The 24811-nt window shown below is 63.7% G+C and carries 22 protein-coding genes; 21 read left to right on the top strand and 1 reads right to left on the bottom strand.

Annotated features, from left to right (window positions below; translation table 11 throughout):
* Window positions 1-294: 294 nt before the first annotated feature.
* From AB0H22_RS04610 to AB0H22_RS04510, 21 genes are all read left to right on the top strand, one after another.
* Window positions 295-1533, top strand: coding sequence for an ROK family transcriptional regulator (locus AB0H22_RS04610; RefSeq protein WP_180748893.1), 1239 nt, complete (start codon window positions 295-297; stop codon window positions 1531-1533).
* Between the two features lie 171 nt (window positions 1534-1704).
* Window positions 1705-2166, top strand: coding sequence for an SRPBCC family protein (locus AB0H22_RS04605; protein WP_180748892.1), 462 nt, complete (start codon window positions 1705-1707; stop codon window positions 2164-2166).
* 71 nt (window positions 2167-2237) lie between these two features.
* Complete coding sequence (mshA, locus tag AB0H22_RS04600) at window positions 2238-3560, top strand: D-inositol-3-phosphate glycosyltransferase (protein ID WP_358145079.1); 1323 nt, start codon at window positions 2238-2240, stop codon at window positions 3558-3560.
* The gene (locus tag AB0H22_RS04595; RefSeq protein WP_180748890.1) at window positions 3557-4060 is read left to right on the top strand and encodes a YbjN domain-containing protein; all 504 of its coding nucleotides are present in this window, start codon (window positions 3557-3559) and stop codon (window positions 4058-4060) included. Before mshA ends, AB0H22_RS04595 begins: the two co-directional genes overlap by 4 nt.
* 44 nt (window positions 4061-4104) lie before the next feature.
* Window positions 4105-5679, top strand: coding sequence for an AMP-binding protein (locus tag AB0H22_RS04590; RefSeq protein WP_358145077.1), 1575 nt, complete (start codon window positions 4105-4107; stop codon window positions 5677-5679).
* Window positions 5680-5739: 60 nt separating this feature from the next.
* Window positions 5740-6294: a pyridoxamine 5'-phosphate oxidase family protein gene (locus tag AB0H22_RS04585; protein ID WP_180748888.1), complete on the top strand. Its 555-nt coding sequence runs from the start codon at window positions 5740-5742 to the stop codon at window positions 6292-6294.
* Window positions 6295-6418: 124 nt separating this feature from the next.
* Entirely contained in the window at window positions 6419-7339 is a 921-nt protein-coding gene (locus tag AB0H22_RS04580) for an SDR family NAD(P)-dependent oxidoreductase (RefSeq protein WP_180748887.1), read from the top strand.
* Window positions 7339-9378, top strand: coding sequence for an alpha/beta hydrolase fold domain-containing protein (locus AB0H22_RS04575; RefSeq protein ID WP_358145074.1), 2040 nt, complete (start codon window positions 7339-7341; stop codon window positions 9376-9378). The genes AB0H22_RS04580 and AB0H22_RS04575 overlap by 1 nt, the downstream gene beginning before the upstream one ends.
* 17 nt (window positions 9379-9395) lie before the next feature.
* Window positions 9396-10337 carry a ferritin-like domain-containing protein gene (locus tag AB0H22_RS04570; protein ID WP_358145072.1) on the top strand — a complete coding sequence of 314 codons (942 nt, stop codon included), beginning with the start codon at window positions 9396-9398 and terminating at the stop codon, window positions 10335-10337.
* Complete coding sequence (locus AB0H22_RS04565; protein ID WP_358145070.1) at window positions 10334-11866, top strand: NAD(P)/FAD-dependent oxidoreductase; 1533 nt, start codon at window positions 10334-10336, stop codon at window positions 11864-11866. Before AB0H22_RS04570 ends, AB0H22_RS04565 begins: the two co-directional genes overlap by 4 nt.
* 45 nt (window positions 11867-11911) lie before the next feature.
* Window positions 11912-12682 carry a phosphoglyceromutase gene (locus AB0H22_RS04560; RefSeq protein WP_180748883.1) on the top strand — a complete coding sequence of 257 codons (771 nt, stop codon included), beginning with the start codon at window positions 11912-11914 and terminating at the stop codon, window positions 12680-12682.
* A 150-nt stretch (window positions 12683-12832) separates the two neighbouring features.
* The gene (locus AB0H22_RS04555) at window positions 12833-14152 is read left to right on the top strand and encodes an ATP-binding protein (RefSeq protein WP_358145068.1); all 1320 of its coding nucleotides are present in this window, start codon (window positions 12833-12835) and stop codon (window positions 14150-14152) included.
* The gene (locus tag AB0H22_RS04550; RefSeq protein WP_180748881.1) at window positions 14149-14835 is read left to right on the top strand and encodes a response regulator transcription factor; all 687 of its coding nucleotides are present in this window, start codon (window positions 14149-14151) and stop codon (window positions 14833-14835) included. The genes AB0H22_RS04555 and AB0H22_RS04550 overlap by 4 nt, the downstream gene beginning before the upstream one ends.
* A 186-nt stretch (window positions 14836-15021) precedes the next feature.
* Window positions 15022-16302, top strand: a complete 1281-nt coding sequence (locus AB0H22_RS04545; RefSeq protein ID WP_180748880.1) for a TetR/AcrR family transcriptional regulator — start codon at window positions 15022-15024, stop codon at window positions 16300-16302.
* 74 nt (window positions 16303-16376) lie between these two features.
* Window positions 16377-17726, top strand: a complete 1350-nt coding sequence (locus AB0H22_RS04540) for an AarF/ABC1/UbiB kinase family protein (RefSeq protein ID WP_180748879.1) — start codon at window positions 16377-16379, stop codon at window positions 17724-17726.
* 101 nt (window positions 17727-17827) lie between these two features.
* Window positions 17828-18829, top strand: a complete 1002-nt coding sequence (locus AB0H22_RS04535; protein ID WP_180748878.1) for an alpha/beta hydrolase — start codon at window positions 17828-17830, stop codon at window positions 18827-18829.
* A gap of 34 nt (window positions 18830-18863) precedes the next feature.
* Complete coding sequence (locus AB0H22_RS04530) at window positions 18864-19721, top strand: SDR family NAD(P)-dependent oxidoreductase (protein ID WP_180748877.1); 858 nt, start codon at window positions 18864-18866, stop codon at window positions 19719-19721.
* On the top strand, window positions 19718-21268 hold the full coding sequence (locus AB0H22_RS04525) for an NAD(P)/FAD-dependent oxidoreductase (RefSeq protein WP_358145063.1): 1551 nt from the start codon (window positions 19718-19720) through the stop codon (window positions 21266-21268). Before AB0H22_RS04530 ends, AB0H22_RS04525 begins: the two co-directional genes overlap by 4 nt.
* A 26-nt stretch (window positions 21269-21294) precedes the next feature.
* A complete protein-coding gene (locus tag AB0H22_RS04520) occupies window positions 21295-21858 on the top strand; it encodes an SRPBCC family protein (protein WP_358145061.1) in 564 nt (187 codons plus the stop codon).
* A gap of 40 nt (window positions 21859-21898) precedes the next feature.
* Entirely contained in the window at window positions 21899-23470 is a 1572-nt protein-coding gene (locus AB0H22_RS04515; RefSeq protein ID WP_358145059.1) for an NAD(P)/FAD-dependent oxidoreductase, read from the top strand.
* A gap of 14 nt (window positions 23471-23484) precedes the next feature.
* Complete coding sequence (locus AB0H22_RS04510; RefSeq protein WP_180748873.1) at window positions 23485-24000, top strand: SRPBCC family protein; 516 nt, start codon at window positions 23485-23487, stop codon at window positions 23998-24000.
* On the opposite strand, the gene AB0H22_RS04505 is transcribed toward AB0H22_RS04510, so the two are convergent.
* Window positions 24001-24810 carry a hypothetical protein gene (locus AB0H22_RS04505; RefSeq protein ID WP_358145057.1) on the bottom strand — a complete coding sequence of 270 codons (810 nt, stop codon included), beginning with the start codon at window positions 24808-24810 and terminating at the stop codon, window positions 24001-24003. It abuts the gene before it with no gap.
* Window position 24811: the final 1 nt, after the last annotated feature.

Genomic DNA, 24811 nt, shown 5'->3' with positions numbered 1-24811 from the left:
TAGTCAGGTGCGAGTAGTGGGCCGGTAGTAGGAGATTTCGTCGTGGGGATGCTAAATTGCGGCTGTGTCCATCAAGCGTGCCGCCGAACCCCGGGTCACTTTCGTGATCGCGGGTATTGGTTCACGGCTGCCGCTGGCTCGCGAGCTGTGTTGTCGCTGCGTCTGTCGCTGCGCCTAGTTTCTGCACGTCTTTCTTGACGTTTCGGGCGTGGTATCGCCCCAGTTCACAACACCAATAGCCCTCGTTTCAGCCTCGGAATTCGCGGGCTGACCTCCCGCCAAAGGACCCTTCTCATGACTTCTCCGGCTCGCCGACCAGTTTCCCGCCACCAGATTCATCCGCCCGCCCTGTACATCGGCGACAGCGCCGCATCCTCGGTGTTCCGCGCCGCACGTGTGCGCGGTCCGGTGGCTCGCGATGCGATTGCCCAGATCACAGGCCTTTCTATCGCTACGGTCAACCGGCAGGTGACAGCCCTGCTGGACGCCGGGCTGCTGCGTGAACGTGCTGACCTGGCAGTTTCCGGCGCCATCGGCCGTCCACGGGTGCCGGTCGAGCTCAACCACGAGCCATTCTTGACCCTCGGCATCCATATCGGTGCCCGGGCCACCAGCATTGTGGCGACCGACCTGTTCGGCCGGACCCTTGATGTGGTGGAAACCCCCACGCCAAACGGTCCGCAAGGCGCCGCGCTGGCCTCGCTCGCCGGTAGCGCACAGCGGTATTTGGCCCGTTGGCACCGGCGTCGGCCGCTGTGGATCGGGGTGGCCACCGGTGGTGTGGTCGACGGACCGGCCGGGACGGTGGATCACCCGCGTCTGGGCTGGACGGAGGCCCCGGTGGGCCGCGTCTTCGCCGACGCGCTGGGTCTGCCGGTATCGGTGGCCTCGCACGTGGATGCGATGGCCGGTGCCGAGCTGTTGTTGGGGCTGCGTCGATTCGCAGCCCGCTCCTTGACCAGCCTGTACGTATATGGCCGTGAGACAGTCGGTTTCGCGCTGGCCATCGATGGGCGAGTGCACAGCCCGTCGAGCGGTCCGGGAACCATCGCGGCACTGCCTGTTGATTCCGAATTACTCGGCGGCAGCGGTAAGTTGGAGACCACGGTGAGTGATGAGGCGGTGTTGGCCGCGGCCCGAAAGCTGCGCATCGTGCCCGCCGGCGAAGGCGTCTCGGTGAGCGCGGTGTACAAGGCTGCCCGTGGCGGTAATGAGTCTGCGCGCCAACTACTTTCCGAACGTGGCCGGGTGCTTGGTGAGTCGGTCGCACTGCTGCGCGACATCCTCAACCCCGACGAAGTGATTGTCGGAGGGCAGGCATTCACCGAGTACCCCGAGGTGATGAACGACGTCGAGAAGGCTTTCCTGGATCGGTCGACATTGTCGAAGCGCGATATTCGCGTGACGGCCTTCGGTAACCGGGTGCAGGAGGCCGGAGCCGGTGTGGTGTCCCTCGGCGGGTTGTTCTCCGATCCGCTGGGTGCCATGCGACGTGCGTCGGCCCGGCGCGGTGAGGTCTCCGCACTGGCATAGGAGACAGTTCCTACGCGCCGAGAGTGAAGCCATGGCGGGATTCCCGTCGATGTTCCGCCACAGCTTCACGCTCGGTGGACCGGGTAGCCACAATTTTGGGGTTTGCGCGGTTTGCTCGGTTTTGTCGGAGTTGCGGATTCGTGGGCGTCGAAAAGTGATAGGGATGTGCGTATGACGCATATCCACCACCGGTCCACGGCGAAGGTGCCCATGGCGTACGCCTTCGACTACATCAGTGATGCGCACCATCTGGCGGATTGGATGTTCGGGATCGAGCACGTCCGCTTCGTCAACGAGGTAGAGCGTGGGCCCGGGGCCAGGTACGACGTCGCGATCAACCTTGGTGCCACTCTCCGGTCGACGATCGAGGTGGTGGGGTGGGAGCCTGACACGCTGTTCACCACCGAATCACGTTCGGGAATCGACAATCAGATCGAATGTCGTTTTCAGCCTGTCTCCGCTGACGAGACCGAGCTTGAGATCAATATCGACTACCGGTTACCCGGCGGGCTTGCCGGCCGTGCGTTGGGCAAGGTCATCTCACCGTTCATATCGCTCGCCATCACCCACTCGGACGAGAAGCTGCGCAAGATCCTCGAAGAGGGTTATCGCCGCGAAGTCACGTCACGCTGACACCCAAACCCCCAGGTGAGGGTGCTGCGCGCCAGCCGATGATCGGTAGATGACAAGATGGTGATGTGTTGATGGGCGATGAGCCGCGCCGCGCCGTTGCGGCGCTGAAGCCGCGCCGTATCGCTGTCCTCTCTGTACACACCTCGCCGCTGGCCCAGCCCGGCACCGGCGATGCCGGTGGCATGAACGTTTACGTGCTGCAGACAGCCCTTCAACTGGCCCGCCGGGGCGTCGCTGTCGACATCTTCACCCGGGCGACCGCATCCTCCGATGAACCGGTTGTGGCGGTTTCTGACGGCGTGACAGTGCGCAATATCGTCGCCGGGCCGTTCGAGGGCCTGGACAAATACGACCTGCCGACCCAGCTGTGCGCCTTCACCGCCGGGGTGCTGCGCGCCGAGGCCGTCCACGAACCCGGTTACTACAACCTGGTGCACTCGCATTACTGGCTCTCAGGTCAGGCGGGCTGGTTGGCCCGCGACCGCTGGGGCGTCCCGCTGGTCCATACCGCACACACTCTCGCCGCGGTCAAGAACAGGACCCTTGCCGAGGGTGACCGCCCAGAGCCCGCGTTGCGCGCGGTGGGGGAACAGCAGGTGGTGGACGAGGCCGATCGGCTCATCGTTAACACCAAAGACGAAGCCGATCAATTGGTTTCGATACACAACGCGGATCCAGGTCGCATCGATATCGTCCATCCCGGGGTGGACCTGGATGTATTCACGCCCGGTGACAAAGCCGCCGCCCGTGCCGAATTCGGCCTGCGGGCCGATGAGCAGATCGTCGCTTTCGTCGGACGCATCCAACCGCTCAAAGCCCCCGACCTACTGGTGCGCGCGGCCGAGAAGCTGCCCGGGATTCGCGTTCTCATCGTCGGTGGGCCGTCCGGTAGTGGTCTCGACGAGCCGACCGCGCTACAGGACCTCGCTGCGGACCTCGGCATCGCCGACCGGGTCACCTTCCTGCCACCGCAGTCGCGAGAACGGCTTGCACAGGTGTATCGGGCCGCCGATATCGTTGCGGTGCCGAGCTACTCGGAGTCGTTCGGGCTGGTGGCCATCGAGGCGCAGGCCTGCGGTACTCCGGTGGTGGCAGCCGAGGTGGGAGGTCTTCCGGTCGCGGTCGCCGATCAGCGCACCGGCCTCTTGGTTCCGACGCATCGCACCGAGGACTGGGCGGATTCGATCGGGAACCTGCTGGCGCGCACCGGATCCACGTTTAGTCGTGCCGCCGTCGAACATGCCGCCGGTTTCTCCTGGTCCAGTACCGCCGATGCCTTGCTGGCCAGCTACAGCCACGCTATTGCTGATTACCGTGCGCCACAAAGGCCTTCAACGCAGCGCCCACCGCGTTCACGGTTCCGGTCGCGTCGGCTGTCGGGGCTGCGGCGATGACGACTGCCGAGCAGGCCTACGCCACCATCGCGCAGACGCTCGTGGAACGGGAGATCACCTTCACGGAGCAACGCGGGCCCGACGGTAAACCCGCGCTGATCGTGGAGCTGCCCGGCGAGCGCAAGCAGAAGATCACCGCGATGCTCAGCCCGGGCGAGCACGCCCTGCGCATCGAGACGTTCGTCTGCCGTCGCCCCGACGAGAACATCGAAGGCGTCTACCGGTATCTACTCAAACGTAACCGCCGCTTGTATGCCGTCGCCTACACGATCGACAACATGGGTGACATCTACCTGGTGGGCCGGGTGCCCTTGCCGGCGATAACCCCGGAGGAGATCGACACCATCCTCGGTCAAGTGCTTGAGACGGTGGACAACGACTTCAATGTCTTGCTGGAGTTGGGTTTCCGCACGTCCATCCAGAAGGAGTGGGCTTGGCGCACCTCGCGGGGCGAGTCGCTGAAGAATCTCGAAGCCTTCGAGCACCTCATCGAGGATTGACCAAGCCGGGCAAGGAATAGACGCGGCGTGCAAGACTGTCCGACGTGACTTTTCGTAGCCCTCTGCCTGACGTATCCATTCCTGAGTGCTCCGTCTACGAGTACGTGTTTGGCGATAGGGGTGCAGACGATAACCGAGTGGCGCTGATCGACGGTCTGTCCGGTGCACAGACCACCCTGGGCGAGCTGCGGTCGCAGATCGACGCCGCGGCAGCGGGCCTGGCGGACCGCGGATTTGGGCTCGGGGACGTCGCAGCGGTTTTCCTACCCAACTGCACAGCCTTTGCCGTTGTGCTGCACGGCATCCTGCGCGCCGGCGGCACCGCCAGCACCGTCAACGTGCTGTACACCGCCGAGGAGCTGGCCAAGCAGCTCACCGACTCGAAGGCGCAGCTCCTCTTCACGGTGTCGCCCCTACTGCCGCGTGCGTTGGAGGCGGCCGAGGCGGCGGGAATCGATTCGGTCAACGTGATCACCATCGACCCCGTCGAAGGACGTCTCTCGTTGGCCGACATTGTGCGGCCGGATCTGGCGCCGCCGGAGGTAATTTTCGACCCCGCAACGCATTTGGCTGTGCTGCCGTATTCCTCGGGGACCACCGGCAAGGCCAAGGGCGTCATGCTCACCCATCGCAACTTGGTGGCCAATATCGCCCAGGCCAAGCACCTCTACGGGGTGGAACGCGGAGATCGGGTGCTGGCCATCCTCCCGTTTTTCCACATCTACGGTCTGGTCGTGCTGCTGAACGTGCAGCTCAAACTGGGTGCAGAGCTGGTAATCCTGCCGCGGTTCGATCTCAACACCTTCCTGGGTGCCATCGCCAACTACCGCGTGGATCATGTCTTCGTGGCCCCGCCGGTGGCGGTGGTGCTCGCCAAGCATCCGGATGTCGACAAGTACGACGTCTCCTGTCTGCGTTCGGTGTTCTCGGGTGCCGCTCCGCTGGACGAGCAGCTGGGTAATGCCGTTGCCGCACGTCTCAATTGCCGTGTGAGCCAGGGGTACGGCATGACCGAGCTCAGCCCCGTCAGCCACCTCATCCCGCCGGGTCGCCCCGATATCCCGCTCAGCTCGGTCGGTATTCCTGTGCCCAACTCGGAGAACAAGCTCATCGACACCGAGACCGGGGTGGAGATCGACATCCCGGCCGAGGGGGAGAGTGCGCCCGGAGAACTGCTGGTACGCGGCCCGAATGTGATGGCCGGGTACCTCGGCAACGAGGAGGCCACCGCCGGGACAATCGAGCCGGACGGATTCCTGCACACCGGCGATATCGCCGTCGTACGCGCCGATGGTGTGGTGACGATCGTCGACCGGCTCAAGGAGCTCATCAAGTACAAGGGCTACCAGGTGCCGCCCGCTGAGCTGGAGGCGCTGCTGCTGACCCACCCGGGTATCGGCGACGCTGCTGTTATCGGGGTGCCCGACCCTTCCAGTGGCGAGATTCCCAAGGCCTTTGTGGTGCGTACCGATGCCGAACTTACCGATGAGGCCGTGATGGCCTTCGTCGAACAGAAGGTCGCTCCGCATAAGCGGATTCGGCAGGTGGAGTTCATCGACGCGATCCCCAAGAGCGCGGCCGGGAAGATTCTCCGCAAGGACCTGCGCGCCCGCGTCTAGATATCCCGGACGCCTAAAACGTCTGGCGAGCTGACGGACCCAGGTGGCAACCTGGAGCCTATGGGTCACGTTTACGAGGAGATCGACGACAAGCTCGCCCGTTGGCTGACCGAGCAGCCGGTGTTCTTCGTGGGCACCGCACCGAGTGGTTCGGAAGGGCATGTCAACGTCTCTCCCAAGGGGATGGCCGGGACATTCGCCGTGCTCGGGCCCAACCAGGTTGGTTACCTGGACTACTTCGGCAGCGGTGCGGAGACCATCGCGCATGTGCGCGATAACGGGCGCATCGTGCTGATGTTCTGTTCGTTCGACAAGCGCTGCCGCATCATCCGGTTGCACGGGCGGGCTCGTGTCGTGCAGTTCAACGAACCCGAGTACCCGCAGCTGCGCAGTCACTTCTCCAAGGAACTCGAAAAGGGCGCGCGCTCAATCATTTTGGTTGATGTCACGCGGGTCGCCGACTCGTGCGGTTACTCGGTTCCGCTGATGGAGTTCGTGGGCCACCGGGACGTGTACGAGAAGCATGTCGAGAAGGTTCCGGAGGAGAAGCTCACCCTGGAGAGTGCGCTGGAGAACAACGGCGCCTCCATCGACGGGCTGCCGGCCCTTCAGTAGCTCGATGGTGGGACGACTCGGCCGGAACTAATCTCACGCATGCCTTGACAACCGGCGTGACGTGACACACCCTTGATTTACGTTTTCGTGCGATGCGTAAGCGACGATCAGAAGGGTGATGCCAATGACGGCACCCGACGTGGGAGCCTACCCGCGCCGACGTCCGAAGATCAGCCATGGCGCGAGCGCGGTGGTGACCGGTGCCGGTAGTGGCATCGGAAGGGGTTTCGCCGAAGTCATCGTCGCCCGCGGAGGCCGGGTGGTGTGCGCCGATATCAATCTAGCCAGCGCCCAGGAAACAGTAGACAAGCTCGGAGCTGCCAACGCCCTCGCTGTTGCCTGCGATGTCAGTTCCTACGACGAGATAGTCAAGCTGGCCGACACCGCAGCCGACTGGTTGGGTCACGCCCCCGATCTGGTGATCAACAATGCCGGTATTGGCACCGGAGGCAAGCCCATCGGTGAGGTATCGATGGAGGACTGGACCACCACCATAGGCATCAACATGTGGGGGATGATCTACGGCTGCCAGGTCTTCACGCCCCTGCTGCGCGAACAAGGATTCGGCGGCATTATCAACGTTTCGTCCGCTGCCAGCTTCGCGGCCGCCCCTTTGATGGGGCCGTACAACGTCAGCAAGGCCGCCGTGCTCGCGCTCTCGGAGACACTGCGTGCCGAGCTGGCGGGCACCGGTGTGCGGGTAACCGTGCTGTGCCCCACGGCCGTCAAGACCAACATCCTGGAGGGCGCGCGCATCCCGAGTCAGCTCAGTGGTGTGGCCAGCACCGTGTTCAAGTGGGTCGGGGTATCGCCGGAATGGATCGCGAAGACCACCCTCAACGCACACGACCGGGGGCGTCTGTACGTGGTGCCGCAACCCGATGCGAAACTCATCTGGGCCATGAAACGTCATGCGCCCGTGCCGTACTCCTGGGGATCGGGGATTATCTCCCGGCTGGGACGGCTCCTGCCCGAGGACACCGATCCACGCGAATTGTGGGATACCGCATATGACCAGGAATCTCCGGTCAAGGTGGTGCGGTGATGCCGGGCGCCGTGCTGTCGGTCGTTGTGGTGGGGGCCGGATACACCGGTCTGGGCACTGCGGTCGGTCTGCTGGAGGCCGAGGTTACCGACTTTATGGTGCTCGATCGTGCACGCCCAGAACCGGGAAGCTGGCGTGACGACACCATCGCGCTGTTCAGGCTCGGTCGTCACGTGGAGTTCGGCAATGATGTCACCCGGATCGCGCTCGACGGTGACGACTGGGTGCTGGACACCGAAGCCGGACAGCGCTTTACCGCACGCACCGTGGTGCTGGCCACCGGCTCGGTAGAGGGCAGCCCCGATATTCGGGGCATCGAGAACTACACCGGAAAGATCATCGACGCCGCACAGGTCGGTGACGGCGCCGATCTTGCCGGGCTACGCGTCGCGGTCGTCGGGAACAGCGCTGCCGCAGCATCGGTGCTCTCGACAGTGGTGCGAAAAGCGACCAGCGTCAAACTTTTCCAGAGCTCGCCCGACTGGATTCTGCCCCGGTCGAACAATCGCTTCGGTGATCTCGTCGACCGCACGCTGCGCCGTGAGACACGCCAGGCATGGTTCTCCGGGAGACGTCCTAAATCGCTTGGGCTACTCGAAGTAGTGGCCCAGCGCAACCTGCGCCGGCGCGTGCCGGACCCCTGGATTCGGCGTCAGTTGACGCCGCTGAGGCTCACCGGTCGCCCCAACGTCGTGGTGGCCGATGAGTTCCTTACTGCCTTGCAGGCACCCAACTGCAAGCTGGTCACGTGGCCCATCGCCCGGTTCAGCACCGGAGGCATCCGCACCGCCGAGGGCATCGACCACCAGTGCGACGTAGTTGTTTTCGCGTCGAACCCGGATGCCGGCTCAACTACGGCGGCGGTGCCCGTAGTGGGGGCGCGGCGTCGGAAGCTGAAGCCGGCCGACCGTGCGTCGGTCACCGTGGCGGGTTTCCCGAATTTGTTCATCGCCGATCTGCCGGCCGCCGAACCAAGTCGCGATAGCGCACGCAAGACGCAGGCCAGGATCAACACCGTGGTGGGTGGGGTGTCGCTGGCGATTCGCGCGGTGGACACAGCCGGCGCGGCAGTGCCGTCGCCTTCGCGGCGTACCCGGGCAACTGCCACGCTCACCGCGATTGGCCTACGCCCCCTGCTATCCCGGGCTCGCGTGGACAAGACGGGTAGGCCGGGTGTGCTCTTGGCGCGGCAGATCGTATCGACCATCATGGCGGTAGGCGGTTCGATGCCGCGTGGAACCGAGGTTACCCGAGTGCGCGATCCTCTACGGGGAGAATGGGTTCGGGCGGGCGCTGCACTCAGTGCCGATGACGTAGGCCCGGTCATCCTGTACATCCACGGCAGCGGATACGTCATCTGTTCGGCTAAGACCCATCGCTCGATGGTGGCGCGCCTGTCCGAGGCGACCGGGCTGCCGGCCTTCACCGTCGACTACCGGTTGGCGCCCGAACATGTGTTTCCCGCCGCCGCCGATGACGTGCGAGCTGCCTACGATTGGCTGCTGGAACGCGGCCACGCCGCCAAAGACATTGTGATCGCCGGTGACTCGGCGGGCGGCCATCTCGCGATCGACCTGCTCATCGAGAACCACAGGCTAGGTGTGCCACAGCCCGGCGCGGTGGCACTGTTCTCACCCTTGCTGGATCTGACGCTCGGTTTGGCCGCCGAACGCGAGAAAGTACACGCCGATCCGGTGATCACCGCGGAGGCGGCCAAGCACCTGGTGGACAAGTACACCCGTTTCGAGCCTGCAGACTCGCCGCGCCTGCGGCTGAGCCTTCCTGCCGGAATCTCCCTACCGCCCACCCTGATTCAGGCCGGCGGCGTTGAGTTCCTCGCCGATGACGCTGCGGAATTGGCGCAGATGATCGAACGGGCCAGCGGACAATGCGACCTACAGATCTGGCCTGGGCAACTTCACGTGTTCCAGGCGTTGCCCCGATTGATCCCCGAGGCCGATCCGGCACTACATGAGGCCGCCCGATACATCAACGGGGTGCTGACTCAGCAGCCGTTGCGCACAGCCCGGACCGCATAGGAAGTGAGGTAACAACGATGGCCGTTGTTCTCGAAGACATGCTGCAGACCATCAAGGACAAGCAGTGGGCCCTGGCCGATGTGGACTGGGATGCGCCCGGTGCCGAACAGATCACCGACGAGCAGCGCCCGAAGCTGAAGGCCTTCATGGCCGATCTCGTGTGGATCGAAAACATTGGGGCACGCGGCTTCTCGGCGCTGGCAAAAAAGGCTCCCAACGAGACGTTGGCCGAGATCTACCGGTATTTCCATGCCGAGGAACAGAAACACGCCAACGCTGAACTGGCGCTCATGAGGCGCTGGGGCATGCTCGAAAAGGACGAGGTTCCTGTTCCGAATGTGAACGTGCGCTTGGCTATCGAGTGGCTTGACCGGTACTCGGACGGGTTATCGCTGACGATTCTTGGCACTATCATCCCGCTGCTGGAAGTGGCTCTGGATGGCGCACTGCTCAAATTCCTGTTAGAAGAGGTGAACGATCCGATCTGCCACGAGGCGTTCCGGCATATCAACTCAGACGAATCACGACATCTGGCAGTCGATTTCCACGTTCTCGACATGATGGGGCAGGGCACTCTGCGTCGCGTCGTCGTCGGGAACGTCGGCACCGTGCTCAATCCCTCGTTGCTTATGGGGCTGCTGCTGGGGCTCGGCACCGGTATCCCGCTTATCAATCGGATCAAGGGCAACCTCATCGGCATGGGCCTGCGAGAACAGCGCCTGTACGACGCCATGGAGCGGTTCGTCAGCATCGGCAACCGGGGCAAGGGCACCCGGCTGCTGGTGTACCAGGTGCTCAGACTCGGCGCGAAGATGATCACCGACCCGGAGAACCGACTGCACGGCCCGTACCACGCGGTCGCGAACTCGATGGTGAGGCTGTCCGACTACTACCCGCGTCGGTGGCTCGCCCAGCAGCCGAGCTGGTCCAAGGAACTCACCTACGAGGCCACCGCATGACCGAGCAGCCAGATCATCACGTCGCCGTCATCGGAGCGGGGCTCGCCGGCTTCGGTATCGCCGCCGAGCTGCACCGTGGGGGCATCGACGACTTCGTCGTCTACGAGCGCATGGATGGCGTCGGCGGCACCTGGCGGCAGAACGTGTACCCCGGTATCGGTGTGGATATCCCAGCCCAGGCGTACCAGTTCCGTCACGCGCTGAACCCGGAGTGGACCAGGTTCTATGCCAAGGGCGAGGAAGTGCTCAGCTACATCGAGCGGCTCTACCGCGAAAACGACCTGCTGCGTTTCGTCAGATTCGGCAGCGACGTTGGTGCGCGCGGGTGGGACGAGCACGCCAAAATGTGGCGGCTGCAGGTCAACGGGCAGGAGGTGACGGCGCGGTTCGTCGTCGTCGCGGCCGGGCCGTTCCCCGAGCCGAAACCGGCCGAGCTGAAGGGGCTGGAAGATTTTGGCGGCACCATCTTGCGCTCGGCCTCGTGGGACCACAGCGTGGATCTGAAGGGCAAGCGGGTGGCGGTGATCGGGACTGGTGCCAGTGCGGTGCAGATAGTTCCCGAGATCGCGCGCACAGTGGCTCATCTCGATATCTACCAACGCACCCCGATCTGGGTCTTCCCCAAGATCGACCCGAGCATGCCGGCACCATTGCGGGCACTGTTCCGTCGGGTGCCCAGGACGCAGCGGATGCTGCAGGAGAGCCTGGAGTTCATCGTCGGGGGCGCACTTGTATATGGGGTGCTGAACGCCGGTCGTCTGGGAAACACCCCGGCTGCAGTGCGCTGGCTGCTCGGCAATGTCTCGTACCGACTGCAGGTACCCGACAAGGAGCTGCGAGCCAGACTTACCCCCGATTACGACTTCGGGTGCAAGCGCCCGGCCACCTCCAACACCTATCTGCCGACCTTCAACCGGGCCAACGTGGATCTGATCACCGATCCGATAGACACCATCACCGACAAGGGCATTCGTACCGTCTCGGGTGTGGAGCGAGAGATCGACATCCTGATCCTTGCCACCGGTTTCCGGTTGTTCTTCGATCCGCAGGTGTACCGGGACCGACCGGTCACCGGCCGTCATGGCTTTGACCTGGCCGACTTCTATCAGAATCACCTGCCCCTGAGTTATCACGGCTTCTCCACCCCGGGACTGCCCAACAGCTTCAACGTCTTTGGCCAGTACGGCTGGACCGGTGGCACCTACCACAGCGTGGTGGACACCGCGGCCATCCACATTGGACGGGTGATACGCGAGGCACAGCGGCTTGGCGCCACCGATGTCGAGGTGCGGGCCGAGGCGGCCGATGCCTGGACCGAGGACGCACGGTCCAGGTACACCTACTCGTTGTTCCAGACCGGCAACTGCGGGACCGCCAACAGCTACTACTTCGACCACAACGGCGAATCGGCCTACATTCGGCCCGCGACCACACAACGGGCCCGGCAGGTCGCGCAGACCTTCCCATTGGACGATTACATCTTCACGGTCGCCAAAGCCGCGCGTCACGCCAAGGCCGCTGCGGGCTGAACACGCACAGGGAGAGCTGCGTCGCGTCATGAGAGACTTGCGCTCATGAGCGGCGAGACCACCAGTCAGGCAAACGGAGCCACCCTGATCCTGCTGCGCCACGGCGAGAGCCAGTGGAACGCGAAGAACCTGTTTACCGGCTGGGTCGACGTCGACCTGACCGAAAAGGGCAGGTTAGAGGCGCAGCGCGGTGGCGAGCTGCTCGCACAGCAGGGGCTGCTGCCGGACATCCTGTTCACCTCGCTGCTGCGTCGCGCTATCAACACCGCACACCTGGCCCTCGACACGGCCGATCGGCTATGGATTCCGGTGGTGCGTGACTGGCGCCTCAACGAGCGGCACTACGGCGCCCTGCAAGGCTTGGACAAGGCCGAAACCAAGGCCAAGTACGGCGAGGATCAGTTCATGGCCTGGCGCCGTAGCTACGACACCCCGCCGCCGCCCATCGAGCAGGGCAGCCACTACAGCCAGGACCAGGACCCGCGATATGCCGATATCGGCGGTGGTCCGCTCACCGAGTGTCTCGCCGATGTGGTGGCGCGGTTCGTGCCGTACTACGAGGAAGCCATCGTGCCCGAGCTACGTGCGGGCAAGACGGTTCTCGTTGCCGCCCACGGTAATTCGCTGCGCGCCCTGGTGAAGTACCTGGACGGCATCTCCGACGAGGACATCGTGGGGCTCAACATCCCCACCGGTATTCCGTTGCGGTACGACCTGGACAGTGACCTCAAACCGGTCACTCCGGGCGGGGTTTACCTGGATCCGGACGCCGCGGCCGCGGGCGCCGCTGCGGTGGCCAACCAGGGCGCCAAATAACGCCCTATTTGTCTGGTGGCCGCCAAGAGTTCGCCAAAGGGCGAACAGCTCGTGAACTCACGCCTAACACCTGTGCCGGAATATGTGACTTGCTTGGCTTTTAGCCGCACGCTGCTGGGGTGACGTTCACCGAATGCGTACGATTTTCGCGTGACCGCCGCATTGGCTCTTCTCGTCGCGATCGCTGCACTCGCGGCGCTTGCTGGGGGCGCGGCGCTGGGTGCGTGGTTCTCGCGTCGCTCCTCGACCCGCCGAAAGGCCTCAGAAGTAGCCGACGGCGGCCTGACCGTCTCCCAGATGCTGGAGCGCATTGTCGCCATATCGCCGACGGGGATCGTCGTCGTCGACAAGCATCAGGACGTGGTCCTCGTCAACGCTCGTGCCCGGGAGCTTGGCTTGGTGCGCGACCGCCAGCTCGACGAGCAGGCATGGAACGCCGCGCAACGGACCTTGGCCACCGGTGAGGCCGTCGAGGTGGATCTGACCACCAAGCCGAAGGCGCCGGGCCGCGCGGGGTTCTCCCTGCGTGGACATGTGCGCAGGCTCTCCGACGCCGATCCGCGCTGGGCGGTCATCTATGTCGACGACGACTCCGAGCACGTCCGCATGGAAGCCACCCGCCGCGATTTCGTGGCCAACGTCAGCCACGAGCTCAAAACGCCGGTCGGCGCGATGGGCGTGCTCGCCGAGGCGCTGCTGGAATCCTCGGACGACCCCGAGACCGTGCGGCATTTCGGTGAACAGGTGCTCGCGGAGTCGCGCCGCCTGGGAAACATGGTCACCGAACTCATCGCGCTCTCACGGCTGCAGGGGGCCGAGAAACTGCCCGATCTGGAGGTAGTCGACGTCGACTACGTGGTCTCCGAGGCGCTGAGCCGGTCCAAGGTGGCCGCCGAGAACGCCGATATCGCGGTCACCACGGACGCACCCAGTGGTCTTGAGGTGCGCGGCGACCCCACTCTGCTCATCACCGCCATCAGCAATCTGGTGGCCAATGCCATCGCCTATTCGCCACCGGGATCGCCCGTCTCGATCAGCAGACGCCGCCGTGGCGACAAGATCGAGATGGCGGTCACCGATCGCGGCATCGGGATCGCCAAGGAGCACCAGGAACGCGTCTTCGAACGGTTCTTCCGGGTCGATAAGGCGCGTTCTCGTGATACCGGCGGCACCGGCCTGGGGCTGGCGATCGTCAAGCACGTGGCGGCCAACCACAATGGCGCCATCAAGCTGTGGAGTCAGCCGGGCACGGGGTCCACCTTCACCCTGTCCATCCCGGTCTACGAAGACGACGACGATACTGCCGAGGAGACCTCAGACCCTCATCAGTCCAGCACCCGCAACGAGGCGGTTAACCACACCGCACCACGATCTGCTGGTCTTCCCGCAAGCGGATCATCCCCAGTACCTATCAGCCGCTTACGCGAAGAGCGCAAAGCGACTACACGAGAGGAACACGTACGTCGATGACCAGTGTCTTGATTGTTGAGGACGAAGACTCGCTGGCCGATCCACTGGCCTTCCTGCTACGCAAGGAGGGCTTCGAGGCGACCATCGTCAACGACGGTCCCTCAGCGCTCGCCGAATTCGAGCGTTCCGGCGCCGATATCGTGCTGCTGGATCTCATGCTGCCGGGGATGAGCGGTACCGATGTTTGCAAGGCGCTGCGCGCCAAGTCCAGCGTTCCGGTGATCATGGTGACCGCGCGTGACAGCGAAATCGACAAGGTGGTCGGGCTGGAACTCGGCGCCGACGACTACGTGACCAAGCCGTACTCGGCCCGCGAACTCATCGCACGTATCCGCGCGGTGCTGCGTCGCGGATCGGACACCGAGGAATCCGCAGCTGGTGACGGGGTGCTGGAGGCCGGGCCGGTGCGCATGGATGTCGACCGGCACACGGTGTCGGTCGGTGGCCAGGCGATTACCCTGCCGCTCAAGGAGTTCGACCTGCTGGAGTATCTGATCCGCAACAGTGGCCGGGTGCTCACCCGCGGTCAATTGATCGACCGGGTGTGGGGTGCCGATTACGTGGGCGATACGAAAACCCTTGACGTGCACGTCAAGCGACTGCGGTCCAAGATCGAGTCGGATCCGGCCAACCCGGTGCACCTGGTGACGGTGCGTGGCCTCGGCTACAAGCTCGAGGGCTAGTTCTCTCACCCCCGAGTGTTGGGGCTAGCGCCAAATCTGAGTGGATGCGCCTGGGCATTCGCCTACGTGTTTAGACTCGAGCAGCAATGGGGAGTGCATATGCGCTCGTCATTGGGTCGGTTTCGGTCGGATACGTCGATGGAGTAGCCAGTGGCGCAGGAGCCCCCTCGTAGAGGACGGCCCCCGGTGTCCGGACTTGCCGACAGACGGCGTGAGCAGATCGTCCATGCGGCCTTCGCGGCGTTCACCGAAAACGGTTACGAGCAGACCAGCATGTCCGATATCGCTACCCGGGCGGGCATGGGGCAGGGCACCGTCTACCGGTACGTCGACAGTAAGCGTGAGGTCCTCGATCTGGTTTTCGACTATGGCGTGGAACGACTTTTCGACACCCTGGCGCTCGACAATTTTCTTGACGTGGTCGGCGGGACCGCCGGTATCGAAGAACGAAACGACATCATTATGGAGGGTGGCCGCCGCCTGTACGCGCTGGTGGACCAGGAGCCCGCGCTGCTGAAACTGCTGGCCGTCCAGTCGGCCGCCGCCGATAAAGAACTCAAACAGCGTGTCGTCGGCATTCAAGCAATGCTCGACTCGTACATTCAGCGGGGCCTGGACGGCGGCCGCCGGGCCGGCTGGCTGCCGGAGGACGCCCAGGATCATGTCGTGCTCGCCCGGCTCTTACCGGCTCTGGTGCTTCCGGGCTTTCTACTCTCCCTGAGCCGGCACGATAACCCCAGCACCCGAGAGCGTTTCGTGAGTACTGCTTCGCGGATCGCGGAGAAGGGCATGCTGCGTGACGGTGTGAACTTGGAGGCCGGAGAGAGTCACACGACGGCGGAGTCTGTTGAGTCCGTGCGTGTTCCGTCACCTGTCGCGGCCGACCGGCGTAATGAACTTCTCGATGCTGCGCTCGAGTGCTTCCTACACGACGGCTATCACGCCGTCGGGGTGAACGAGATCGTGGAAAGGCTCGGGGTAAGCCACGGCACGTTCTACAACTACTACCAGAACAAACGCGATTTACTCGATGCGTTGATCGTCCGGGAATTTTCGGCAATGGAGCCCGCGCTGTCCCGGTCGGTTGCCCGCCTCGATGTGCGCCTGGACATCGAATATGCTCTCGCGCAAGGATTTAGGACCGCACTTGAGGCGGTGGCCGGTCGGCTGCCTGCGCTGACCTTCTTGTGCACGGAGGCCGCCGGAGTGGACGCGGAAGCGCTTCAGTCCATTATCCAGTTCTTCCGTTTTGCGTCCGTACGGTCCGAGCAGTCCGTGTACTCGATGATCGGCGCCGATCGGATCGACCCGTCAATCGACACCGAGTTCCTGGGCCAGGCATTTATGTCATTGCTGGTGGGCGCCGTCACGCTGATTGTTGACGACGACGGGCGTACGGACCATATTGACGAGTACGCGCGGGCCATTGCGCAGTTTTTGCTCTATGGTCTGAACCCAGCGCCGTAGAGCGGCGCGGGAAATGAAGGAGCACTCCCATCGGTGAACCAGTTGACAAGGAGGTCAACGCAACTCGGGGTGGAGTGCCGCTGCGTGCGAAAAGGGCGGCGGCGCTGGGAAAGGTTGTCGCCGGACACGCTGTGCGCTCCGCGATCACGGCGGCGATCAAGCCCGTCGCCGCTGATGTGGCTGCGCGGCGCGATGCCGATATTCTGCGGTTCGCCGACGAGCTGGTGGCCGTCGCGGGTGCGATGAAGGGCGCCGCGCAAAAGCTGGGGCAGCTGCTGTCGGTCGTGGATGTGGGCATCACGTCAACATCGACCCGTGATGAGTTCACCCGGCGGCTTGCGCCGTTATTCGACAGCGCCCCAAAGCTTCCCGATGAGACGATGTACCAGGCGTTGGAACGGGAATTGGGCGAGTTGCGGTCGCGGATCGTGAGCATCGACGATGGCGCGATCGCCTCGGCCTCCATCGGCCAGGTTTACCGTGCGCTGCTCGACGACGGCCGGGTGGTCGCCGTCAAAATCCAGTACCCAGATATCGCGTCCAAGGTTCGGGCGGATCTGAAGAACCTGCAATTGGTGGTCAAGCTGGCGTCGAAGAAGATGCCGGCAAGCAACACCCAGGCCATTGTCGCGGAGGTGCAGCGGCAGATGCTCCGGGAGGTGGACTACCGGACCGAACTGGCCCATCACCAGCGGTTCTTTGAGACGTTTCGGGAACATCCTGCGTGGCGTATCCCCGAACCGATCGCCGAACTGTGCACCGAACACGTGCTGGTCACCGAGTACCTCGATGGTGTGCCGTTTGCGGATCTCGCCGGCCAGGACGCGGTGGTGCGAGACCGTGTGGGCGAATCGATTTACCGCTTCTACTGCGGTGAGATGTACCGGACGGGGTTCTTCTGCGCCGACCCGCATCCCGGCAACATCATGCTTCTTCCCGATGGGCGAGTGGGGTTCTTGGACTTCGGACTATGTGTGGATATGCATCAGGAGGATGCGGAGGTTCAGCGCGACGTGTTCCGGGCGCTGCTCAACGGGGACGACGACGACGCGTTTGAGCTCGCCAGAGCCGCGGGATTCCTGGCCGACGCGGCGAGTATGGACAGGCGGGATGCCACCGAATACATCCGCGCTGTGAGCAGCTGGCATCTGGGGGAGGGGAACCTCCGGATGACACCCGATATCGCCCGGCATTCCGTCGCGACCGCCGTCTTGCCCACATCCAAGTTCTACGACGGGATCCGCAACCAGCGTTTGGTGGAGACGCACGCAATGGCGCGGCGCACCGAGATATGTGTGGCGGCACTGCTCGGCAGGATCGGCGCCGAGGCGCCCTGGGCGGACATCGCCCGCGAGTATCTGGGGTTGGCAGACAGCGCCACCCCCATGGGTGATTCCATTAAAAGTTGGTCTCAACTGGGGTGACCGCCTAGCTAGGCGGTGTTTCAACAGCCTATTGCCTTTTTGTGAATGGCATGTCAGTCTGTTAAATACCTACCCGTGCTGGAGATCACCGAGGAGTGTTGATGACGGCTGATGTGGTGCCGTTGCACCCGACCCGTGCGGAGTTCACGCGAGTTGAGCGGGGCTCGTTGACGGTTCTGCTCCGATTGGGGCGGTTGGGTATCCGGGTTTTCGTGTATCCGGTGATTGCCCTGTGGGCACGGTTCCCGGATCTACCGTGGCCATACCGGATCGTGGACCTCGCCGCCGTCGTGCTGCGGCCCGTACGGGGAGTGCGCCGTATGCGCATTCGACTCGAGCACTGCCAGGCCGAGCTGATGACCCCCATCCGTGGCCAATCCAGCGGTGCCGTCCTGTATCTGCACGGCGGTGCGTTCGTTGTCGGCGGCCTGAACACGCACCGGCGGCTGGTGTCGCGCATTGTCACGAGCGCGGGTGTTGCATCTCTAGCCGTCAACTACCGCAAGCTGCCAGACCACCCGGTTTCAGCTGCGGTGGAAGATGCGCTCGACGGATACCAGTACCTCATCGATAGGGGCTACCAGCCTTCGGAGATCGCCATCGCGGGGGATTCGGCGGGAGGCTTTCTCGGCTTGGTCACGGCTCTGGTCGCACAGGGCCGCGGGCTCGGCTCGCCGGGCGCCCTGGTGTGCCTTTCGCCTCTCGTTCAGCGCGACCCGGCCGCCAAGCTGGTGCTCGCCACACAATCCGATGACCCATTGTTCCCTCGTGCGGCGTTGACCGCCATGGAGCGGACCATGCTGTCCGCGGAAAAGAGCGCAGCCGGACTCGCGGTTCTCGACAGCTTCGTCGAGGCCAGCCCCGCTGTGCTGGCTTGCCTGCCACCGATGCTTGTTCAGGTGGGCAGTGATGAAATCTTGCGCCCTGATGCCGAATTCGCGGCTGCTCGGCTCGTCGCGGCCGGAGTGCCGGTCGAGTTGCAGATATGGAGGAACCAGGTGCACGACTTCCAGATCGCCGCGGACGTACTTCTCGACGCAAGAGCCGCTGTTGGGGAGATCGCCGCATTTGTCAGGGCCCATGTTGGCCGGCAGGCCGCATGACGGGCACATGCACACACGTGTTGGGAGTACATGCATGAAGTTCACAGAGATTCCGATAGAGGGCGCGGTCGCATTGGTCACGGGGGGCGCTCGGGGTATCGGTCTTTCCGTCGCGCGCCAGCTTGCGCGTAAGGGCGCGCGGGTGGTGATCGCTGACCTCGACGGTGCTGCCGCCGAACAGGCTGCCCGTGAAATCGGCTCGGGTGCAAAAGGTGTCGCGCTAGATGTGACCGAGTTTGACGAGTATCTGCGCGTTGTGATCGAGGTTGAGGAGACCGTCGGCCCCGTTGACATTGTGGTGAACAACGCGGGGATCATGCCCGTAGGTCCCCTGTTGGAGGAATCCCGCGGCGTGGCGGAGGCCACGATGCGTGTCAACTTCTGGAGCCATTACATCTCCTATCAGGTCCTCGCGCCGCGGATGATCGCCCGGGGGAGAGGGCATTTCATCAACGTGACATCGGCCGCGGGCGCAATCCATTCGCCTGGCCTGGCGAGCTATGTCGCCTCGAAGCATGCTGCCACCGGCTTCGCGCGCAGTGCCCGCGAGGAGCTGGTCGGTACCGGGGTGACGATCTCGACGGTCATGCCGGCGGCCGTCCGGACACAGCTGGTGGACGGGATTCCCTTCAAGTGGTGGGAAAAGATCGGGATCATCCCGCCGGGATGGGTGGCACACGATGCGGTGAGGACCTTGTGGCACCGGCCCGCCGTGGTCGGTTCTCCGAGGGGTACGGTCCTCGCCCTCCGGCTGCAGCATCTCGTTCCCGAGTGGCTGTGGCTCCTCGGTAGGCGAGTCGTGGACGCCGACAGGACGGTTGGGCCTGTCGACCGGAGTGCTCGCAGCGAGTACGACGGCCGGATCGAGCGGCAGGTGCAGGCAGCCCTATGACCACCCCCGAGCATGAAACCGTCATCATCGGCGCAGGAATCGGCGGTCTGGGTGCCGCCATCGGGTTGAAGCGGGCCGGCCTCACCGACTTCGTCATCCTGGAGAGATCAGACGGAATCGGCGGTACCTGGTACAACAACCACTATCCCGATGTCGCCGTCGATGTCCCCGGGATCGTGTACCAGTTCTCGTTCGCGAAGAACCCCAACTGGTCCCGCACCTTCCCCAAGGGGCGCGAGGTGCAGCAGTACATCGCGGGCTTGGTGGACCAATACAGTCTGAACGACCATCTGCGGTTGGGCCATGAGGTCATGAAGCGGGTATGGGACGAGGACAATCACCTGTGGTGGCTTACCCTCGCCGATGGCCAGACCATCACGTCACGGTTTGTCATCACCGCCGTCGGTGCCTTCGTCGAGCCGAAGGTGCCGGACATCAGCGGTCTGGACTCCTTTGAGGGCAAGGTAATTCAATCCCAGAACTGGGACCATGATTACGTTCTGAAGGGTAAGCGGATTGCCGTGATCGGCACGGGGGCCACCTCGGTACAACTGATTCCGCAAATGGCGCGCGTGGCCTCGCATCTGGATGTGTACCAGCGCCGAGCCATCTGGGTCTTTGCCAAGCCCGACTTCCCGATACCGCGCATCGCCCGTTGGGCGTTGAAGCATGTGCCCGGTCTACAGTCTCTGATCCGGGGGATCGCTGCGGCCGTGGTGGAGGTCGGTCTGGTGGCGATCACCGTGTACGGCAAGCAGATCGCGCCAATAACGCTAGTGCCGAAATGGGCGTGCCGGGCCTTCCTCTTCACGCAGGTCCGCGATCGTGAGCTCCGCAAGAAATTGACACCGCCGTATGGCTTCGGGTGTAAGCGCCCGAGTGTCTCCAACGTCTATTACCGAACCTTCACCCAGCCGCATGTGGATCTGGTTACCGACCCCATCGCGGAAATCACCCCGACTGGGATCATCACCAAGGCTGGTGTGCATCGGGAGATCGACGTCCTCGTGCTCGCCACCGGGTTTGAGATGTCTCAAAGTCCAGAGGTCTATCGCGCCCGTCCTGTCAAGGGGCGTAACGGGTTCGATCTCGCCGACTATTACGAGAACAACCGTGCCAGGGCGTACGAGGGCGTGACGATGCCTCAGCTGCCCAACACCTTCATGGTTTTCGGTCCGTTCGCGTGGAGCGGAAGCTCGTGGCATGTCATGGTAGAGAACGCGACCCGTATCGCAGTGCGGGTTATTACCGAGGCGCATAAGCGTGGTGCGACGGCCTTCGCGGTGACCGAAGAGGCCAACAACAGATTTTTTGAGTTCATCGCGCCCAAGGCGGAGTCGACGCTTATGCACGGGCGCGCCTGTGTCAACGCCAACTCCTATTACATCGACCGCCATGGTGATTTCTCATTCCTGCGTCCCACGACGGCCTACCAATCCACACGGGCCAGTAAGCGGTTCCCGCTCGAGGACTTCCGCTTCGAGCGGCCATCGGCCTCGGGAGAGGGCGGTACGGTCCTGAAAACAACTGCTGTCCAGGCGAACTAGTCGATTCACTTCGAAGAAGGAGACACGTGTCCATGCCATTGTTGCTCGGGATCGCAGCGGTGCTGGTGATCATCGGCGGTGTGATCGCGGCGGCAGTGCTCGGTGCGCTGGCATCCGGGACCAAGGGGCCACAGCGCTTCGAGGTATCAGGAGTCGGTCCCGATGTCGATGCCTACTTCGACAAGGGCGCCACCTGGGCTGCGACAGTGGAGACAACGGTTCCCGCTCCCGCCGAGCATGTGTGGCAACAGCTCAGCGCAGGTGACTATCTCGGTGCAGTGCCGTTTGTCACCGGGCCCCATATCGCAGGGCTCGACCTGAGTTACCGGGCTGTCCTTATCGCGCTCAGCGAGCGCATTGTCCGCAATGACCCGGCCAAAGAGCTTGTCGCCGTGGGGACAGGTTTGTCGATTCCCTTGTTATTGACATCTTTTGGGGAGCGCTGGGTCATCCTTTCGGAGGGGGCCAACACCAAGGTGCAGTGGACGGTGGCCTTGACACCGCAGTGGATTGGTTGGTTCCCGCTGCGCTGGACCGCTTTCGTGGTCCGCCCGTTCATGCGGGCAGTTCTCAAGATGGCGATTCGGTAGGCGGTTGAATCACATGCCCAGCTTCAGTGAGGAGTCCCATATGACGGCATCAACTCCCGATCATCACGTTGTCGTGATCGGTGCGGGTATCGGAGGTCTGTGCGCCGGTGTGCGTCTCCAACAGGCGGGTATCGAGGATTTCGTGATCCTCGACCGGGCCGCGGATTTGGGTGGGACGTGGCGCGACAACGTATACCCGGGTATCGCGGTCGACATCCCGTCGGTGATTTATCAGTTCCCGTTCTTCCGTAACCCACAGTGGTCCCGCGTATTCGCCCCGGGCGCCGAGGTGCAGGCGTATCATCAGCGGACTGCCGAAAGGTTCAATCTGAGGCCGCACTTCCGCTTTGGTGTCGAGGTGCGCACCGAAGAGTGGGACGAGGAGAACCATTACTGGCGCCTGATTCTCGCCGATGGCGCGGTGATCACCGCGCGGTTCGTGATCTCCGCGATCGGCCCCTTTTTCGACCCGAAGCAACCCGGTATCAAGGGTCTTGATGACTTCACGGGCACCCGGGTAACGCCGGTGCAGTGGCTGCCCGAGCACGATGTGCGGGGCAAGCGGGTGGCGGTGATAGGCACCGGAGCCACCGGTGTCCAGCTATGCGGCGCGATAGCGGACGACACCGAATCGCTCGTGGTGTTCCAACGGACACCCGTCTATTGCATCCCCAAACCCGATTTCCGGATCCCGGTGATTGCCCAACGGGCACTGCGTATCCCGGGGCTTTTCTCGGTGATCGAGTGGGGAGCCCTGTTGGGCGGCAGCCTCGGGCTGTGGTTCATGATCCACACCCCGGGGGCCGTTATGCGGCCGCTGATGCGGGCCTTCGACCGTGCCGGCCGTGCACTGTACGGCGCGTATTTGCGTGCTGTGGTCCGCGATCAGAACGTGGCCCGCGAGCTGCTCCCGTCTTTCGGGCCGTTCGGGAACCGCCCGACACTCAACTCCGACTTCCCGAGGGTTTTCAACAAACCGCACTGCTCGCTGGTCACCACCCCGATCGCCGAGGTGGTGCCCGAAGGAGTCCGGACCACCGACGGGACCGTCTATGAGGCGGACTTTCTCATCACGGCAACGGGTTTCGACCTGTTCTCCGAGCCGGCCTCGTACAAACGGGGGCGTGTCGTCGGAGCCGGGGGGAAGGACCTCGGCGACTTCTTCAATGCCCGCGGGATGCAGGCGTATGAAAGCGTTTCGATCACCGGCTTCCCGAACCGCTGGATTATCGTCGGGCCGTATTCCTGGACCGGCAACGGCGGATGGCACGGGCTCGCCGACACTGCCGTGACCCACATTATCCGCGCCATCTCGCTCGCGGGTGAACGCCGAGCCACGCGCATGGAGGTACGGCAGGAGGCGCTGGATCGGTTCCACCAGAGCATGCTGCGCAATGGTCGCAACCTGAAGTACTACTTCACCGAACTCAATAACAATGTGCGGTCGTACTGGAAAAACGCCGACGACGACGTCCCGCTCCTGCGGCCCACCACGACGCTGCAGGCGCGTCGGGCGGCGCGGAAATTCCCCGCCGATGACTACGCATATGGACAGCGCCTTGCGAATGCCGATTCTGCTGCAGCCGTGGATCGTTCGCAGGCAACTGTCTGAGGGTGAGCCGGCCGATGCTTGCACCCAAGTTTTCCGTCTCCATGGCGGACGATTCCGCGTTCGAATCGGCGGCCATCGTGCTGCACACGTCGCACACCTTCAATGCGCCTATTGACCGGGTGTGGGCAGCGCTGGATGGTGACCGTGCCTGGTCCTGGCTCCCGTTCGGTTGCGGTGTGCGCTACGACGAACCGGAACGGCGTGTTGGCATGGAGCGGGAGATGGGCACGGTCTCGGCGCCATGGCGGTTTCTGTGGATCCAGCGGGAGAGGTTCTGGCGGTATGAGCCGCCGCATCGCATCACCTACTCCGCCGTGGCGGGCAGCTGGCCATTGCTGGGGCTGTGGGCCGAGGACTACGTGCTCACCAGCATTCCCGATGGCTGCACGCTTGACTGGACCGTTGCGATAACCCCGCGCTTTGTGTCCTGGCTGCCGCTGCATTGGCTGCAGCCCCTCCTCCGAGTGGTTTTCACCTGGGGGCTACGTCCGGGCTTGCGGTCACTCATCAAGCTGCTGGACACCCGCTAGCTAGCGGCCCTGGACGCGGCGGTTGGTCTCCACCCGCTCGGCACCGGGCCAAATCGATTTGGCTGCAGGCGAATCGCAGAACACCGGGGCGTCCTGCCAATCCATGTCGATGGCGCCGAGGCCAGCTTGCTTGTGCACCATGCAGCTTGCGGTGAGCACTTTGCGGGTGTCCGGGTCCACTTCTTCGGCAGTCATCGTCAGGGTGATGATGTGGGTGTACCCGGCCGCGGTGGGTAGGTAGAAGTCGAGGTCGCGGCTGGAGAATGCGCCGCTGTTGACCGCGACGTAGCCGTCGCCGCTGGGGTAGATGGCCTGACCGAACATCTGAACCCGCTCGAAGTGGGTTGTCTGCTTCTCGGCGCGCCACACCGAAAACCGGCTGTTCACAGCGCCGTTCATGACACGGGTGGCGATCGGAATGATCATCTCGTCCCGGCCGTCCCCGTCGATGTCCTGTAAGCCGACCGGCGCGGGGCTGGACGGCTCCAGCAGTTCGTTGGCCTCTTGCAACTTTTTGCCGGAGGCGTCCTTGATGGTGACCCTGACCGACAGCGACGGATAGTCGGGCGCGTCGTTGTTATCGGGGTGCGGTCGCCAGTACTCGACATCGAAGGTGATTCCCGTGCCGTCGGCAGCCGACAGGCGGCAGTCCGTGTGTGCCATAGAGCGTTCCGGGACGATCATCGTGCTTCGGCTGGGGCAGGGCGGCAATGCCGCTCGTGCCATGGCAACCGGGTAAATCGCCTGCGCCGAAGCGAGCAGGGCAGCCACGGCGATACCAGCGCCCAGCCCATGCATACGCCGGGGCATT

This window comes from Mycobacterium sp. NPDC050853, from assembly GCF_040653875.1.
GTDB lineage: Bacteria > Actinomycetota > Actinomycetes > Mycobacteriales > Mycobacteriaceae > Mycobacterium.
The sequence above is the reverse complement of the archived record's forward strand: the minus strand, read 5'-3'. Positions and strand labels throughout refer to the sequence as shown.